This window comes from Streptomyces lancefieldiae (assembly GCF_031845825.1).
Lineage (GTDB): Bacteria > Actinomycetota > Actinomycetes > Streptomycetales > Streptomycetaceae > Streptomyces > Streptomyces lancefieldiae.
In genome coordinates, this window is record NZ_JAVRFH010000007.1 from 1 (window position 1) to 15759 (window position 15759).

Below are 15759 nucleotides of genomic sequence, written 5' to 3' on the forward strand. Positions count from 1 at the left end.
GTCAGCCGGGCATTACGGTGGGACACGAAGACCTCCGTGCGGTGCAGTCCTAGACAGCTCCACCACACCGGAGGTCTTCGCCATGATCAAGCACCGGCGAGTGTCAACAACGCTCGTGATCAATACACCTAGGGCCTGTCCGGTGGGCCCCGCCGGGGCGCGCCGCTGCTCCAGCACGGTGAGTACGCGCTCGCACCAGCGGGCGTTCTCCCGCTCGAACGTGATCCCGGCGAGCAGTGTGAGGTAGGGGCCGACGCGGTCGGCGGCGCGCAGGTGCTCCTCCTCCGTACGGCCGTCCAGCAGGCGCTCACGGACGCGCTCGTAGCGGGCGAGCTTGCCGAGGGCCCAGGCCCTGCGCTCCTCGACCAGCGCGTGGACCTGCTCCGGTTCCACGCCGTCCATGGCCTGGATCTTGATCAGGAACTCGTCGCGGATGGCGGTGGGACGCCGGGTCGGCTCGGCGGCGAAGGCGTCCAGCTGCTCCCGCCCGGCCTCCGTGAGCGAGAACAGCCGCTTGGTGGGCCGGCGCTCCTGCGGCACCGTCCGGGCCTCGATGAGTCCGTCCTGCGCGAGGCGCTCCAGCTCGCGGTAGAGCTGCTGCGGTGTGGCGGGCCAGAAGTTGGCCAGCGAGACGTCGAACACCTTGGACAGCTCGTAACCCGAGGCCTCGCCCTCCAGCAGGGCGGCCAGGACGGCGTACTTGAGAGACATGTCGACACGCTAGCAAGCAGACACTACTCTACTCCGCACCTATTCAATTAGTTTCATAAGGAGCCGCGATGCGGGCATTCCGCGCGGCGGTCGAGGCACACGACCTTGACGCCGTCGAAGCACTGCTGGCCGATGACGTGGTCTTCACCAGCCCGGTCGTGTTCAAGCCCTACCACGGCAGGGCCATCACGGCGGCGATCCTGCGCGGTGTCGCCCGCGTCTTCGAGGACTTCCGCTACGAGCGCGCCATCGGCGATGCCGAGGGCCGTGATCACGCGCTGGTCTTCCGAGCGCGGGTCGGCGACCGCGAGATCAGCGGCTGCGACTTCCTGCACCTCGACGAGTCGGGCCGGATCGACGAGCTCACGGTGATGGTGCGGCCGCTGTCGGGAGCGCAGGCCCTGCAGGCGGCCATGGCCGCGCAATTCGAGCGGATCGCCGAGGAGGCCCAGGCACGTTCGGGCGGCTGATCCGGCCCAGGCATGCGGATGACGGAACAAGCGCGGCGCGGGCCACGTTGACAGGGGCGGGACGTATCGACCGTGGCACGTGTCGACCGTCCCGCCCACCGTCGCTTCACCACCACTCGTGGTAGGCTTCGGTCAGCACTTGTGTAGGCCCCTTCATGGGCGCCGGTGCCAGTTCCCCTTCGGTCCGCCGACCCGCCCGTCCCCGTGCGAGCGGCGCGTCCGCTTCCCAGCACACCTCGTGAGCAGGGTTTTCCCCTCCGTACCCGAGGTGCTGTTCCCGCCGCCCGCAGGGCTGTCGTCCGAACCGTCGCGCGGCCTCTCTCCCTTCCTTCGTATGCCTCATGCCCGCGTCCGTGAAAGGACCGAACACCATGACCACCACACTCGAACACCCCCCTGTACAGCAGTCCCCGGCCGAGATCGCGAGCGGTGTCCTCGACATCGACGCGGGCGGGAAGGGGTACCTGCGGAGCGCGGGCCTCCTGCCCGAGCCGTCCGACCTCTCCGTCTCCCCCGCGCTGATCCGCCACCACGGCCTGCGCAAGGGCGACCTGGTCGAGGGCGTGCACGGCGACCGGCGCACCCTGACCGACGTGGTCCGGGTCAACGGCCGCACGCCCGACCGGCAGGGCGGCCGACGGCACTTCCACGACCTGACTCCCCTGCACCCGCACGAGCGGCTGCTTCTCGAACACCCGGCGGCCGGCCTGACCGGGCGGCTCACCGATCTGATCGCCCCGGTGGGCAAGGGCCAGCGCGGCCTGATCGTGGCCCCGCCGAAGACCGGCAAGACCGTCCTCCTGCAGCAGATCGCCGCCGCCGTCGCCGGCAACCACCCGGAGTCCCGGCTGATGGTGGTGCTGCTCGACGAACGGCCCGAGGAGGTCACCGACATGCGGCGTTCGGTGCGGGGCGAGGTCTACGCCTCGACCTTCGACCAGAGCGCCAAGCAGCACATCGCGCTCGCCGAGCTCGTCATCGAACGGGCCAAGCGTCTCGTCGAGGCCGGCGAGGACGTCGTCATCCTCCTCGACTCCCTCACCCGGCTCTGCCGGGCGCACAACAACGCCGCCTCCTCCGGCGGCCGCACCCTCAGCGGCGGCGTCGACGCCGGCGCGCTGCTCGGGCCCAAGCGGTTCTTCGGCGCCGCACGGCAGGCCGAGGAGGGCGGCTCCCTCACCATCCTCGCCACCGCCCTGGTGGAGACCGGCTCACGTGCCGACGACTTCTACTTCGAGGAGCTCAAGAGCACGGGCAACATGGAGCTGCGACTGAGCCGGGAACTCGCCTCCCGCCGGGTCTTCCCGGCCGTGGACATGACCGGCTCAGGCACCCGCCGCGAGGAACTCCTGCTGTCCTCCGCCGAGTCGACCGCCGTACGCGGGCTGCGGCGGGCCCTGCAGTCCCGGGACGGGCAGTCCGGTCTGGAGACGCTGCTGGAGCGGATGCGCGCGACACCGGACAACGCCACGTTCCTGCGGCGCGTCCAGCCGACACTGCCGGCCTGCTGACACTGCCGGCCTGCTGACTCCGCCCGTCGGGCGGGGTGCCCTACGGCATCCGAGTGCTTGCGAGCGCGACTCGGCCCGGGCAGCGTGGCGTTTCGGGGGCACCTTCCTAGCTTTGCGGTATGACTATCGGATTTGCATCCCGATCGGCTCGATCCACCTGCGTGCTGTGTGTGGCGGGGCTGCTGACGCTCATGCCCGCCGCGGCCGCCCGGTCCGGCCGGTCGGACCCCGGCCCACCCGACGGGACACGGACGGTGGCGCCGCAGCCGTCGCTGCTGTACCGCCCCGGTACGCAGGTCCGCCTCCACCGCGAGGCCCCGGAGGTTCCCGAAGTCTCGGCCCTGTCCTGGGTGGTGGCCGACGCCGACACGGGCGAGGTGCTGGCCGCCCACGACGCGCACCGCAAGCTGCCGCCCGCCAGCACGCTCAAGACCCTGTTCGCCCTCGCGGTCCTGCCGATCCTGCCGGGCGGCATCCGCCACGAGGTGAGTGCGGAGGAGCTGTCCGGGGTCGGTCCGGGCAGCAGCCTGGTCGGTGTCGTCGAGGGCGGCACGTACCGTGTCTCCGACCTGTGGAACGGCGTCTTCCTCAACTCCGGCAACGACGCCGTCCACATCCTGGCCGCGCTCACCGGCGGATGGAGCGCGGCGGTCGCCCGGATGCAGGCCGAGGCACACGCCCTCGGCGCCCGCGACACGCAGGTGCGCTCACCCGACGGCTACGACGCGCCGGGCCAGGTGTCGTCGGCGTACGACCTGGCGGTCTTCGGCCGGGCGGGGCTGCGCAACCCGGAGTTCGCGCGGTACTGCGCCAGGGTCGACGCGATGTTCCCCGGCCCGACCGGGGACTCGTACGGGATCATGAACACCAACCGGCTGCTCACCGGAGCGGACGGCGTGGAGCCGTACCCGGGACTGATCGGCATCAAGAACGGCTACACCAGCAACGCCGGCAACACCCTCGTGGCCGCTGCCCGCCGCGACGGGCGGACCCTGGTGGTGACGGTGATGAACCCCCAGGAGGGCGGCGGGCTCGCCGTGTACGAGGAGAGCCGCTCGCTGCTCGACTGGGGTTTCGAGGCGGCCGGGCGGGTCGATCCGGTGGGCTCGCTGGTGCCCGCGGGTCCGCGACCGCGGCAGGGCCCGCAGGCCCTGCCCACGGTGGCCGCGGCGGTGAAGCCGTCGAAGGACGCCCCGGGCTGGCCGGAGACCGCCGTGATCGTGTGCGCCGCCGGGCTCGGCGCGGGCGTCACGGCGCTGACCCTGCGACTCAAGCTCGTGCGGGACAACGCGAGTTGACGGCGACCGACCGCCCCACCAGAGGACCGACCAGTCCCCGTCGGCGTCGTGGAAGGGTCCCGGCGAGCACGGGGACGTGGTCGGCGGGCGGGGCAGGGACCCCCGGCTCCGAGGTGGTGCTAGCTCCACCCCTGTTCGGGGGCAGACGTCATTCCGCGGCAGGGGAAGCGTGCGCACACTGGAGTGCATGGCCAATCCAACGGTGCTCGTCGAAACCTCACCCACGCGCGGACAGACAAAGCGACGCGAAAAGGGGAGCGACTTTTCCGAACTGTCACGGCGCATAACCGACGCGGGGCTGCTTCGACGCCGCCCCCTCTATTACACGGTACGTTTCGGTGCCGTCGCCCTCGCGCTCGCGGGAGGCGTCGCGGCGTTCTACGCCCTGGGCGACAGCTGGAGCCAGCTGGTGGTCGCCGTGGCCCTGGCGGTCGTCTTCGGCCAGCTCGGTCTGGCGGCCCACGACCTCGCCCACCGACAGGTGTTCACCCGTCGGCGGCCCAGCGAGGCGGGCGGCCTGCTGGTGGCCAACCTGCTGCTCGGCATGAGCTACGGCTGGTGGATGAACAAGCACACCCGCCACCACGCGAACCCCAACCACGAGGAGAAGGACCCGGACGTCTCCCCCGACATCCTGGTGTGGTCACGGGGGCAGGCGAGCAGGGCGAAAGGACTTCCGCGTTTCATCGGAAAGCACCAGGCCGCCTTGTTCTTTCCGCTGCTGACGCTGGAAGGCCTCAATCTGAGTTTCAACAGCTTCAAGGCGCTGCGCAGCCCTTCCATGAAACGGCCCGTTCTGGAGGGGACGCTGCTCGTCGCCCATTTCGTCCTGTATTTCGGCGGCCTCTTCACCCTCCTCTCCCCCGGCAAGGCGCTCGCCTTCATCGCCGTCCACCAGGCCCTGTTCGGTGTCTACCTGGGTTCGGTCTTCGCCCCCAACCACAAGGGCATGCCGATGATCGAGGAGGGCACGCGGCTCGACTTTCTGCGCCGCCAGGTCCTCACCTCCCGCAACGTGCGGGGCGGCGCGTTCATCGACGCCTTCATGGGCGGCCTCAACTACCAGATCGAGCACCACCTGTTCCCCAGCATGCCGACACCGGCCCTCGGCAAGGCCCAGGTCATCACCGAGCGGTACTGCGCCGAGCTGGGCGTCCCGTACCACCAGACGGGGCTGCTCGCCTCGCACCGGGAGGCGCTGCGTCACATGCGCAGTGTCGGGGAGCCGCTGCGCGAGGCCCGCTGAGACGCACCCCCCGCTCGGAGCCCCTCGGGCGTGCGGCGGTCAGCTCTGCAGCACGCCCGTGCCCAACAGCCCGAAGAGCAGGACGCCGACCGCGAGCCGGTAGATCACGAAGGCGTTGAAGGAGTGCTTGGCGACGAACCTCAGCAGCCAGGCGATGGAGGCGTAGGCCACCAGGAAGGAGACGAGCGTGCCGACGGCCAGTGGCACCGCGCCCGCCCCCGTGCCCAGGGCGTCCTTCAGCTCGTACAGCCCGGCGCCGGTCAGGGCCGGGATGCCGAGGAAGAAGGAGAGCCGCGTGGCGGCCACCCGGTCGAGGTCGAGCATCAGCGCGGTGGACATGGTGGCGCCGGAGCGTGAGAAGCCCGGGAAGAGCAGGGCCAGGATCTGGGAGCCGCCGACCAGCATGGCGTCCTTGAACGAGGTGTCGTCCTCGCCCCGTTTGTGCCGGCCCGTCCGGTCCGCCACCCACATGACCCCGCTCCCGACGATCAGCGAGCCGGCGACCACCCACAGCGAGGCGAGGGGCCCCTTGATCAGCGGCTTGGCCGCGAGCCCCACCAGGACGATCGGGACCGTCGCGAGGATCACCCACCAGGCGAACTTGTAGTCGTGGTGGTAGCGCTCCTCCCGGTCGGTCAGACCGCGCAGCCACGCGGAGACGATCCGCACGATGTCCTTGGAGAAGTAGACGAGCACGGCGGCGATCGCGCCGACCTGGATGACGGCCGAGAACCCCACGACGGCGTCGTCGTCGACGGGGATGCCCATCAGCCCCTCGACGATCTTGAGGTGGCCTGTGGAGGAGACGGGCAGGAACTCGGTCACCCCCTCGACGGCTCCCAGGACGACGGCCTGACCGATGCTGATGACGCTCATGGGTTCCCGTTCTGCTCGGGGCGGGCGGGGCGTGAAGGCGACAGTCGTGCGCGAGGGCGACAGTCGCGGCGGGGCCAGTCCTACTACACGCAGGGCAGTGCCCCGTGTCACGCCCAGAGCGCGTCGGCCAGTGTCACTCCCGCGAACGCCGCCCCCAGGCCCGCCGCCACACTCGCCGCCACATTGACGACGGCCTGGAGGCGGGCGCCCGTCCCGGTCAGCCGGAGCGTCTCGTAGGAGAAGGTCGAGTACGTCGTGAGGGCGCCGCACAGCCCCGTCCCGAGCAGCAGCCGCAGGTCGGAGCCCACGGCCCCGGCCAGTGCCGCGCCGGTCAGCAGCCCCAGGACCAGACAGCCGACGACGTTCACCGTGAAGGTGCCCCAGGGGAAGACAGAGTCGTGCCGGGACTGCACCGCGCGGTCCGTGAGGTAGCGGAGCGGGGCGCCGACCATGCCGCCCACGACGACCAGCAGCCAGTTCACGACGGCCTCTCGCCCTTCGGGTCCGTTTCGCCGGCTGCGGTCGGTGTCGCGTTTCGACCGACGTACCTGATGACCTCGCAGTCGTCGAGGATCACCAGGCCCTCGGTGACGAGTTCGTCGAGCTGAGGCAGGAAGCCCCGTACGCGCTCCTCGGTGTCGACGATGACGACGGCCACCGGCAGGTCCTCGCTCAGGGACAGCAGCCGGGTGGTGTGGATCAACGAGGAGGCGCCGAAGCCCTCCACGCCGCGGAAGACGCTGGCACCCGCGAGGCCCGCCGCGTGGGCCCGGTGGACGATCTCCGAGTACAGGGGGCGGTGGTGCCAGGTGTCGTTCTCGCCGACGAAGACGGTGACGCGCAGGGCGCTGCCGGTCAGCCTTGTCATGGCTGCCTCCGCTTCAGGACGCGGCGCGTCGCCCACGCGGCGAGCCACACCGCCGTGAGTGCCGCGAGCGGGGTCGCCGCGAGGTGGACCAGGCCGGTGCGGACCTGTCCGGCGCCGAGCAGGTACCGGGTGTCGACGGCGTAGGTCGAGAAGGTGGTGAAGCCGCCGAGCACGCCGGTGCCGAAGAAGGGCCTGACCAGGCGGTGGGCGGCCCACACCTCGGTGATGACCACCATGAACACGCCGATCACGGCGCAGCCGACGACATTGACCCAGAAGGTCGTCCAGGGGAAACCGCCGGTCTGCGTCGGCCACCACAAGGAAGCCGCGTAGCGGGCGGCGGCGCCGGTGCCACCGCCGAGGGCCACGACCACGACGAGCGGTACCTGGGCGCGCCACCGCCGCGCCCTCGGGGTGGCGGGGCGGACATCGCCGAAACTCTCGGTCCTCGGGGCTGTCATGGTCGTGCGTCTCCTACTCGCCGGGCAGGGGGATGCCCCCGATTCGCAAGTAGGGACCGTTGGCGGCGTCCGTGCCGCGGTTCGGGTACGGCGGGCCCCACCGCCGCGCCGCGCGCACCGGCCGCGGCTGATGCTCAGCCTAACGCCGGGGCGGCACCCCGGTCACTTCGAGAGCGCCCCCTCGCGCCCAGCGCCCCGCGGACGCCGTGCGCGACGACGCCTGCGGGGTGCCGCGGCGGGAAGGGCTCACGTGCGCGGTCAGCGGTGGCGGAACCACGCCGTCGCCGGCAGCGCCCTGTCGTCGTAGCCGAACAGGGCCTGGTTCTCCCAGCCGTTGCCGGAGGACGGGTCGGTGGGGTCCCAGCCGTTGCCGTCGACGGCGGTCCAGGTCGCCTCCCAGTAGAAGACGCCGAGGCCGCGGCCGTTGGGAACGGCCTCCACGATGTCCGCCACCGTGTTCATCCACGCCGTCTGCCCGGCCGGGGTCGCCGGGTAGCCGGGAACGAGCTCACCGCCGACGTCGATGATGTTCTCGTGCGCGTCCTCGCTGTCCAGCCGGAACGGGTAGGCCGTCTCGGCGACGAAGACCGGCTTGCCGTAGCGGGCGGCCGCGTCGTCCAGGGTGGTCTGGAAGTCGGACAGCGGGCCGTGCCAGTAGCCGTAGTACGACAGGCCGATGGCGTCGAAGCGGACGCCGTGCCCGACGGCGTTGTCGAACCACCAGCGGGTGCCCGCCAGGTCGCCGCCCTTGGCGAGGTGCAGCGCGACGGGTGTGGCCACGTCGACCTTCTTGACCGCGTCGTAACCGCTGTTGATCAGCCCGGCGAGCTGCGGCCAGTTGTCCGTGGAGCCCTCGTTCCACAGCATGCCGCCGTTGATCTCGTTGCCGACCTGGACCATGTCGGCGCCGGTGCCCTGCTTCTTGAGCGCGCTCAGCACGTCGTGGGTGTGGCGGTACACGTCCGTCTTGAGCTGACCGTACGAGTGCCCCGACCAGGCGGCGGGCTTGCTCTGCGCGCCCGGGTCGGCCCAGATGTCCGAGTAGTGGAAGTCGACCAGCAGCTTCATGCCCTGCGCCTTGACGCGCTTGGCGGTCGCCAGAACCCGTGCCTTGTCGTTGTAGCCGTCGGCCGGGTTCACCCAGACCTTCAGGCGGGCGTAGTTCATGCCGGCGGACTTCAGGATGCCCAGCGCGTCGCCCGCGGATCCCGAACTCGTCCGGTAGGTGCCGCCCTTGGCCTCGCTCTTGGCGAGGGACGAGACATCGGCCCCCTTGACCGGCAGTCCGAAGGACGTGCCCGGCGTGAAGGTCAGGTCGTCGACATTGATCCAGTTGCCGGCGTTCGCGTCACTGTTGATGCTGACGGTGCACTGGTTGGCGGTCACGTCGACCGGCACGACGATCCGGACCCAACCACTGGCGGACACCGGAAGGTCGGTGCGCTGCTCGGCCGGGCCGCAGTTCTTCAGGGCTATCCAGGCGGCGTTCTGACCGCCGCCGGAGCGGACCCAGGCGGTCAGCCGGTAGCTGCCGTTGGTGAGTCCGGAAAGGTACTGGTACGTCTCGACCTTGTACGCGGACGACGACCAGTGGCTCAGCCGGTTGCTGCCGCCGTGGCCGCCCGCCTCGGTGTACGAGGCGCCGGTCGAGCCGTACTCCGACCAGCCGGCGGGCGTGGCCGTTCCTCCGCCGTCGGCCTCGAAGCCGCCGTTGGTGAGCGTGCTCGCCGCGTGGGCGCTCTGGGCCGGCAGCGCGGTGAGGGCGAGGCCGGCCACGAGAGGCGGCAGCAGGGCCTTGAGGGTGCGTCTGGGATGGAACATCGTCGTCCGTCGTCCCTTCGACTTGGGGGTGGGTAGGAAACAGCGAGAACGGCGGCTAGTCGTCGAGCCGTACGACCCGGACGGCGCCGGCCGGGACCGCGAGGCGGCCCGCGGCGCGTTCCCCGGTCAGCACTTCGGTGCCGTGTGCGTCCAGTGGCACCTTGGTGTCCGAAGCGGTGTGGTTGACGGCGAACAGGTAGGTGCCCGACTCGCCGGTGCGGCGCACCACTTCGACGTCGCGGGGCAGGTCGGCGCGGGGAGTGATGCGCGCGTCCTGAGCCGCCCGGCCGAGGACGGCGTCCAGGCCCTCGGCGCCGAGGCGGGTGGAGACGTACCAGGCGGTGCCCTCGCCGAGGCGGTGCCGGGTGACGGCCGGGCGGCCCGCGGTCAGACCGTCGGCGTACGTCCACACCGGCTCGGCGCCGCGCGGCACGACGAACTCCGTCCACACGTCGCCGGTCAACTCGTGGCCGTCCGGGCCGGTGATCCTCACCCGTTCGCCCGCCAGCAGGGGCGAGAACTCCTCGACGGTGAGGCCGAGCACGTCCCTGAGCGGGCCCGGGTAGGCGCCCTCGTGGACGGCGTCGTGCTCGTCGACGATGCCGGAGAAGTACGAGACGACGAGGGTGCCGCCCCTCTCCACGTACTCCCTGAGGTTGTTCCCGGCCGCCTGTGTCGTCAGGTACAGCGCGGGGACGACGACGAGGGGGTAGGCCGACAGGTCGGCTTCCGGGTGGGCGAAGTCGACCGTGAGGTGGCGGTCGTAGAGGGTCTCGTAGAAGGCGTCGGCGCGTTCACGGGGGTCGTGGTCCTCGCTGGGGCGCCACTGGAGGTTCTGCGCCCACCAGGAGTGCCAGTCCCAGACCATCGCGACGTCGGCCTCGGTGCGGGTGCCGCGGATCGGGGTCAACGAGTCGAGCGAGGCGCCGAGCCCGACCACCTCGCGCCACACGCGGGTGTCCGTGCCGCCGTGCGGCAGCATCGCCGAGTGGAACTTCTCGGCACCGCGCCGGGACTGGCGCCACTGGAAGAACATGGCGCCCTCGGAGCCGCGGGCCACGTGGGCGAGGGAGTTGCGGGCCATCTGACCGGGGGCCTTGGCCGGGTTGCGGGGCTGCCAGTTGACACCCGAGGTGGAGTGTTCGAGCAGCAGCCAGGGGGCGCCACCCGCGACGGAGCGGGTCAGGTCGGCGGCCATGGCGAGGTTGACGTGGGTGCGGCGGCCGTCGGTGATCAGGTAGTGGTCGTTGGTGACGAGGTCGACCTCGCGGCCCCAGGCCCAGTAGTCGACGGAGTCGCACTGGCTGAGCGCGGTCATGAAGTTGGTGGTGACCGGGACGCCGGGTGAGAGGCGGTGCAGGATGTCCCGCTCCGCCGTGAAGTTCTCGCGCATGGTGGCGTCGGCGAAGCGCCGGTAGTCCAGCGCCTGGGCCGGGTTGCCGACCGTCGGGGTCACGCGCGGCGGGTTGATCTGGTCGAAGCCGGCGTAGCGCTGGCCCCAGAAGGCGGTGCCCCAGGCCTCGTTGACGGCGTCGACCGTGCCGTACGTGGTCGCCAGCCAGCGGCGGAAGTGCGCGGCGCAGGACTCGCAGTAGCAGGCCGAGACGGGAACGCCGTACTCGTTGTGGACGTGCCACAGCGCCAGGGCCGGGTGGTTTCCGTAGCGCTCGGCGAGTCGCGTGGTGATGTTCGCCGCGGCGGCGCGGTAGTCGGCGTTGCTGTGGCAGATGGCGGCGCGGGAGCCGAACTCGTAGCGCACGCCCTCGGCGGTGACCGGGAGGGCCTCGGGGTGGGCCCGGTAGAACCAGGCGGGCGGGGCGACGGTGGGTGTGCCGAGGTCGACGCGAATGCCGTTCTCGTGCAGCAGGTCGAGGAGCCGGTCCAGCCAGCCGAAGTCGTAGGTGCCGGGGGCGGGCTCCAGCAGGGCCCAGGAGAAGATCCCGGCGCTCACCATCGTGACGCCGGCCTCGCGCATCAGCCGGACGTCCTCCTGCCAGACGCTCTCCGGCCACTGCTCGGGGTTGTAGTCCCCGCCGAAGGCGAGCCCGGTGAGGCCCCTGGGGGTGGTCTCCGGCATGGATGGTCTCCCGATGTGATCGATCAAATGGGAACGTGCACACACATGGTCGGTGGTGCAAGCCCAACATAACCGCACAGCAACAACCATTGACAAGTGTCCGGGATGTTTCTCTACTGTGAACGCTCACAGAAGCATGGCAGGTCTCCGCAGCAGGCGGAGACCCCAGGTCAGGGGAGAGATCCATGCCGTACACGAAGCGCCGCCGCCTGGTGACGTCCGCCGTCGCCGTCGCACTCGGTGCCACCGCCCTCGCCGCCTGCGGCTCGTCCGACGACGACAGTGACGCCCAGTCGGGCCCGGTCTCGCTGACGTACTGGACCTGGACGCCCGGCATGGACAAGGTCGTCGACCTGTGGAACAAGGGCCCGGGCAAGAAGGAGCAGATCACCGTCACGGTGAAGAAGCAGGCCTCCGGCGACACCCTGGTCACCAAGATCCTCACCGCGCACAAGGCCGGCAAGGCGCCCGACCTGGTCCAGGCCGAGTACCAGGCGCTGCCGACCCTGGTCAGCAACGACGCGCTCGCCGACATATCGGGCGAGGTCGGGGACGAGAAGGGCAGGTTCGCCGAGGGCGTGTGGCAGCAGACCACACTGGGCACGGACGCCGTCTACGCCGTCCCCCAGGACATCGGGCCGATGATGTTCTACTACCGCGAGGACCTGTTCAAGAAGTACGACCTGAAGGTCCCGGCCACCTGGGAGGAGTTCGCCGAGACCGCGCGCAAGCTGAAGAAGGCGGCCCCCGACAAGGACCTCACCACCTTCTCCGCCAACGACTCCGGCCTCTTCGCGGGCCTCGCCCAGCAGGCCGGCGCGCAGTGGTGGACCACCGAGGGCCAGAAGTGGAAGGTCGGCATCGACGACGCGGCGACGAAGAAGGTCGCCGAGTTCTGGGGCGGCCTCGTCAAGGAGGGCGCCGTCGACAACCAGCCGATGTACACCCCGGCCTGGAACAAGGCGCTCAACACCGGCGAGCAGATCGCCTGGGTCAGCGCCGTGTGGGCTCCCGGCACGCTGACCACCGCCGCGCCCGACACCAAGGGCAAGTGGGCCATGGCCCCGCTCCCCCAGTGGTCCGACAGCGAGAACCGCACCGGCAGCTGGGGCGGCTCCTCCACGGGTGTGACCACCGACTCGAAGCACAAGGACGCCGCCGCGAAGTTCGCCGCCTGGCTGAACACCGACCGCGACGCCCTGAACGCCCTGGCCAAGGAGGGCGGCATCTACCCGGCCTCCACCTCCGCCCAGCTCAGCGGCGCCTTCACCAACCCGCCGGCGTACTTCTCCAACCAGCCGGACTTCTACACCAAGGCCGCCGACATCGCGAAGACGACGGCGCCCGCCGCCTGGGGACCGAACGTCAACACCGCCTACACGACCTTCAAGGACGCGTTCGCCACCGCCGCCAAGAACAAGTCGGACTTCACCGCCGCCCTCGCCACCATGCAGGAGGAGACGGTCGCCGACCTGAAGAAGCAGGGCTTCGAGGTCGCTCAGTGACCAGCACGACGGCACGCCGGAGGTCGCACGGGGTCAAGGGCGCCCCCTATGCCTTCCTGGTCCCCGCGATCGCCCTGTTCCTGCTCTTCTTCGCGCTGCCCATCGGGTACGCGGTCTATCTCAGCTTCCGCAAGGTGGAGGTGTCCGGGCTGGGCCTCGGCGCCGGTGCGCGGGACGAGGTCTGGGCCGGCTTCCAGAACTACACCGACGCCCTGGGCGACAGCGAGCTGCTGGACGGCGCGCTGCGCGTCCTCGGCTACGGCTGCGTCGTCGTGCCCGTGATGCTGGGCCTCGCCCTGCTGTTCGCGCTGATGCTGGACTCCGACAAGGTGCGCTTCACCCCGGTCACCCGGCTCGCGATCTTCCTGCCGTACGCCATCCCCGGGGTGGTGGCGGCACTGCTGTGGGGCTTCCTGTACCTGCCGGACGTCAGCCCCTTCTACTTCGTGCTCGAAAAGCTCGGTCTGCCGCAGCCCGACCTGCTGGACGGCGGTCCGCTGTACCTCGCCCTGTCGAACATCGCGGTCTGGGGCGGCACCGGCTTCAACATGATCGTCATCTACACCTCGCTGCGGGCCATCCCGGCCGAGGTGTACGAGGCGGCGAAGCTGGACGGCGCCTCCCCGCTGCAGATCGCGCTGCGGATCAAGATCCCGATGGTGGCGTCGTCGCTGGTGCTGACCTTCTTCTTCTCGATCATCGCCACGCTCCAGGTGTTCAACGAGCCGACCACCCTCAAACCGCTCACCAACTCCGTTTCCACGACCTGGAGTCCGCTGATGAAGGTGTATCAGGACGCCTTCGGCAAGGGCGACATCCACGCCGCCGCGGCCCAGGCGGCCATCATCGCGCTCGTCACCCTGGCGCTGTCCTTCGGGTTCCTGCGGGTGGCGAACCGGCGCAACAAGCAGGAGGCAGCCCGATGAGTTCCCTTGCCGTCCGCAAGACGCAGCCGGCTGCGGGTACCACGCCCGGCACCGCGCAGGGGCCGCCGCTGCGCCGCCGTATCGCGCTGGTCCCCACGCTCACGCTGCTGCTCGGCGCGGCCTACTGCCTGCTGCCGGTGGCCTGGGTGGTGATCGCGGCCACCAAGTCGGGCAGTGAACTGTTCTCCACCTTCACCTTCCTGCCGGGCACCGGCTTCGCCGACAACGTGAGCGACCTGAGCGCCTACCGCGACGGCGTCTACTGGCAGTGGATGGCCAACTCGGCCCTCTACGCCGGTCTCGGCGCCCTGCTGTCCACGGTCGTGTCGGCGTTCAGCGGCTACGCGCTGGCGACCTACCGCTTCCGCGGCCGGGAGACGCTGTTCAACGTGCTGCTGGCGGGCGTGCTGATGCCGCCGGTGATCCTCGCGGTCCCGCAGTACCTGCTGCTGGCGAAGGCGGACCTGACGGACTCGTACCTGGCCGTGCTGCTCCCCCAGATCCTCTCCCCCTACGGCGTCTACCTGGCGCGGATCTACGCGGCGGCGGCCGTGCCCGCCGACGTGGTGGAGGCCGGGCGGATGGACGGGGCGGGCGAGTGGCGGATCTTCACCCGGGTCGCGCTGCCGATGATGGTGCCGGGGCTGGTGACGGTGTTCCTGTTCCAGTTCGTGGCGGTGTGGAACAACTTCCTGCTGCCGTACATCATGCTCAGCGACGACGAGAAGTTCCCGATCACGCTCGGTCTGTACACGCTGCTGGAGCAGGGCGCCAACACGCCGGCGCTCTACACCCTGGTGATCACCGGCGCCTTCCTCGCGGTGATTCCGCTGGTCGCCCTCTTCCTGGTCGTCCAGCGGTTCTGGAGCCTCGATCTGCTCTCCGGGGCCGTAAAGTCATGACCATGAGCAACACGGGGGGCCGGCGCCGACCGCCGACGATCCACGACGTGGCCCGCGAGGCAGGCGTCTCGCGGGGCACCGTCTCGCGGGTGCTCAACGGCGGGCACTACGTCAGCCCGGCCGCGCAGGAGGCCGTCAACGCGGCCATCCGCAAGACGGGTTACGTCGTCAACCGGCACGCCCGGTCGCTGATCACCGGGCGTTCGGACTCGGTGGGTTTCCTGCTCACCGAGCCGCAGGAGCGGTTCTTCGAGGACCCCAACTTCAACGTCCTGCTGCGCGGCTGCACCCAGGCACTGGCCGCGCACGACGTGCCGCTGCTGCTGATGCTCGCCGGGACGAAGGACGAACGGCGGCGCATAACGCGGTACATCACGGCGGGGCACGTGGACGGCGTGCTGCTGGTCTCCAGTCACTCCGGCGATCCGGTCGCCGAGGAGCTGCGCGCGGCGGGCGTGCCGCTGGTCGCCTGTGGCAAGCCGATCGGGCTGGGCTCGAAGGTGAGCTACGTGGCGGCCGACGACCGCGACGGCGCCCGGGACATGGTCCGGCATCTGCTGTCGCTGGGGCGGCGGCGCGTGGGCGTGGTCACCGGCCCGCAGGACACGCCGGGCGGCGTGGAGCGCCTCGCCGGTTACCGGGAGGTGCTCGCCGAGGCGGGCGTCGCCTTCGACGAGCGGCTCGTCGTCTCCGGCGACTACAGCCGGGCCAGCGGCGAGGCGGGCGCGGAGCGGCTGCTGGCGCAGGCTCCGGACGTGGACGCGGTGTTCGTGGCCTCCGACCTGATGGCGCAAGGTGTGCTGGCCGCGTTGCAGCGGGCCGGGCGGCGGGTGCCGGAGGACGTGGCGGTGGGCGGTTTCGACGACTCGCCCGCCGCCGTCGCGGCCAGCCCGGAGCTGACCACCATCCGGCAGCCCTGGGACCGGATCAGCGCGGAGATGGTCCGGGTGCTGCTGGCCCAGATCGGCGGGGAGGACCCGGCCACGGTGATCCTGCCGACGGAGCTGGTGAAGCGGGAGTCGGCGTAGCGGTCGCGACGGGCGGTGCCGGGATGGTGTCGGGTGGGGCGGCGGGGGAATTCGTTGCA

Annotated in this window: 15 protein-coding genes; 8 read left to right on the plus strand and 7 right to left on the minus strand. The window is 70.7% G+C overall.

Translation table 11 applies throughout. From position 1 onward, the window contains the following. Positions 1–12: 12 nt before the first annotated feature. Positions 13–711 carry a PadR family transcriptional regulator gene (locus tag RM812_RS08935; protein ID WP_311571870.1) on the minus strand — a complete coding sequence of 233 codons (699 nt, stop codon included), beginning with the start codon at positions 709–711 and terminating at the stop codon, positions 13–15. 68 nt (positions 712–779) lie between these two features. Between RM812_RS08935 and RM812_RS08940 the strand changes: the two genes are divergently transcribed. From RM812_RS08940 to RM812_RS08955, 4 genes are all read left to right on the plus strand, one after another. After that, complete coding sequence (locus RM812_RS08940; protein ID WP_311571871.1) at positions 780–1181, plus strand: nuclear transport factor 2 family protein; 402 nt, start codon at positions 780–782, stop codon at positions 1179–1181. A gap of 371 nt (positions 1182–1552) precedes the next feature. After that, complete coding sequence (rho, locus tag RM812_RS08945) at positions 1553–2692, plus strand: transcription termination factor Rho (protein ID WP_311571872.1); 1140 nt, start codon at positions 1553–1555, stop codon at positions 2690–2692. A 119-nt stretch (positions 2693–2811) separates the two neighbouring features. Then, positions 2812–3990: a D-alanyl-D-alanine carboxypeptidase family protein gene (locus tag RM812_RS08950; protein ID WP_311571873.1), complete on the plus strand. Its 1179-nt coding sequence runs from the start codon at positions 2812–2814 to the stop codon at positions 3988–3990. 187 nt (positions 3991–4177) lie between these two features. Then, positions 4178–5236, plus strand: a complete 1059-nt coding sequence (locus tag RM812_RS08955; protein ID WP_311571874.1) for a fatty acid desaturase family protein — start codon at positions 4178–4180, stop codon at positions 5234–5236. Positions 5237–5275: 39 nt separating this feature from the next. Here RM812_RS08955 and RM812_RS08960 read toward each other — a convergent pair whose 3' ends face one another. From RM812_RS08960 to RM812_RS08985, 6 genes are all read right to left on the minus strand, one after another. Continuing rightward, positions 5276–6112 (minus strand): undecaprenyl-diphosphate phosphatase, encoded by an 837-nt coding sequence (locus RM812_RS08960; protein ID WP_311571875.1) that lies wholly within the window; start codon positions 6110–6112, stop codon positions 5276–5278. Between the two features lie 107 nt (positions 6113–6219). Then, on the minus strand, positions 6220–6594 hold the full coding sequence (gene crcB, locus RM812_RS08965) for a fluoride efflux transporter CrcB (protein WP_311571876.1): 375 nt from the start codon (positions 6592–6594) through the stop codon (positions 6220–6222). Further along, positions 6591–6980 carry a DUF190 domain-containing protein gene (locus RM812_RS08970; RefSeq protein ID WP_311571877.1) on the minus strand — a complete coding sequence of 130 codons (390 nt, stop codon included), beginning with the start codon at positions 6978–6980 and terminating at the stop codon, positions 6591–6593. Before RM812_RS08970 ends, crcB (RM812_RS08965) begins: the two co-directional genes overlap by 4 nt. After that, complete coding sequence (gene crcB, locus RM812_RS08975; protein ID WP_311571878.1) at positions 6977–7441, minus strand: fluoride efflux transporter CrcB; 465 nt, start codon at positions 7439–7441, stop codon at positions 6977–6979. Before crcB (RM812_RS08975) ends, RM812_RS08970 begins: the two co-directional genes overlap by 4 nt. A gap of 258 nt (positions 7442–7699) precedes the next feature. Continuing rightward, on the minus strand, positions 7700–9262 hold the full coding sequence (locus RM812_RS08980; RefSeq protein WP_311571879.1) for a glycosyl hydrolase 53 family protein: 1563 nt from the start codon (positions 9260–9262) through the stop codon (positions 7700–7702). 55 nt (positions 9263–9317) lie between these two features. Further along, positions 9318–11339 carry a beta-galactosidase gene (locus tag RM812_RS08985; protein WP_311571880.1) on the minus strand — a complete coding sequence of 674 codons (2022 nt, stop codon included), beginning with the start codon at positions 11337–11339 and terminating at the stop codon, positions 9318–9320. 185 nt (positions 11340–11524) lie between these two features. On the opposite strand from RM812_RS08985, the gene RM812_RS08990 reads away from it, so the two are divergent. The 4 genes from RM812_RS08990 to RM812_RS09005 are packed head-to-tail and all read left to right on the plus strand — an operon-like array spanning position 11525 to position 15700. Beyond that, positions 11525–12844, plus strand: a complete 1320-nt coding sequence (locus RM812_RS08990; RefSeq protein ID WP_311571881.1) for an ABC transporter substrate-binding protein — start codon at positions 11525–11527, stop codon at positions 12842–12844. Next, a complete protein-coding gene (locus tag RM812_RS08995; protein WP_311571882.1) occupies positions 12841–13770 on the plus strand; it encodes a carbohydrate ABC transporter permease in 930 nt (309 codons plus the stop codon). The genes RM812_RS08990 and RM812_RS08995 overlap by 4 nt, the downstream gene beginning before the upstream one ends. Further along, entirely contained in the window at positions 13767–14672 is a 906-nt protein-coding gene (locus RM812_RS09000; protein ID WP_311571883.1) for a carbohydrate ABC transporter permease, read from the plus strand. The genes RM812_RS08995 and RM812_RS09000 overlap by 4 nt, the downstream gene beginning before the upstream one ends. Then, a complete protein-coding gene (locus RM812_RS09005) occupies positions 14669–15700 on the plus strand; it encodes a LacI family DNA-binding transcriptional regulator (RefSeq protein WP_311571884.1) in 1032 nt (343 codons plus the stop codon). Before RM812_RS09000 ends, RM812_RS09005 begins: the two co-directional genes overlap by 4 nt. Positions 15701–15759: the final 59 nt, after the last annotated feature.

What these genes read in the sequence shown, in the direction of transcription:
- RM812_RS09000 (WP_311571883.1), top strand. Translation starts at nt 13,767, where the DNA reads ATGAGTTCCCTTGCCGTCCGCAAGACGCAGCCGGCTGCGGGTACCACG.
- RM812_RS08955 (WP_311571874.1), top strand. Translation starts at nt 4,178, where the DNA reads ATGGCCAATCCAACGGTGCTCGTCGAAACCTCACCCACGCGCGGACAG.
- RM812_RS08985 (WP_311571880.1), bottom strand. Translation starts at nt 11,339, where the DNA reads ATGCCGGAGACCACCCCCAGGGGCCTCACCGGGCTCGCCTTCGGCGGG.
- RM812_RS08980 (WP_311571879.1), bottom strand. Translation starts at nt 9,262, where the DNA reads ATGTTCCATCCCAGACGCACCCTCAAGGCCCTGCTGCCGCCTCTCGTG.
- RM812_RS08960 (WP_311571875.1), bottom strand. Translation starts at nt 6,112, where the DNA reads ATGAGCGTCATCAGCATCGGTCAGGCCGTCGTCCTGGGAGCCGTCGAG.
- RM812_RS08970 (WP_311571877.1), bottom strand. Translation starts at nt 6,980, where the DNA reads ATGACAAGGCTGACCGGCAGCGCCCTGCGCGTCACCGTCTTCGTCGGC.
- RM812_RS08935 (WP_311571870.1), bottom strand. Translation starts at nt 711, where the DNA reads ATGTCTCTCAAGTACGCCGTCCTGGCCGCCCTGCTGGAGGGCGAGGCC.
- RM812_RS08940 (WP_311571871.1), top strand. Translation starts at nt 780, where the DNA reads ATGCGGGCATTCCGCGCGGCGGTCGAGGCACACGACCTTGACGCCGTC.
- RM812_RS08950 (WP_311571873.1), top strand. Translation starts at nt 2,812, where the DNA reads ATGACTATCGGATTTGCATCCCGATCGGCTCGATCCACCTGCGTGCTG.
- RM812_RS09005 (WP_311571884.1), top strand. Translation starts at nt 14,669, where the DNA reads ATGACCATGAGCAACACGGGGGGCCGGCGCCGACCGCCGACGATCCAC.
- rho (WP_311571872.1), top strand. Translation starts at nt 1,553, where the DNA reads ATGACCACCACACTCGAACACCCCCCTGTACAGCAGTCCCCGGCCGAG.
- RM812_RS08990 (WP_311571881.1), top strand. Translation starts at nt 11,525, where the DNA reads ATGCCGTACACGAAGCGCCGCCGCCTGGTGACGTCCGCCGTCGCCGTC.
- crcB (WP_311571878.1), bottom strand. Translation starts at nt 7,441, where the DNA reads ATGACAGCCCCGAGGACCGAGAGTTTCGGCGATGTCCGCCCCGCCACC.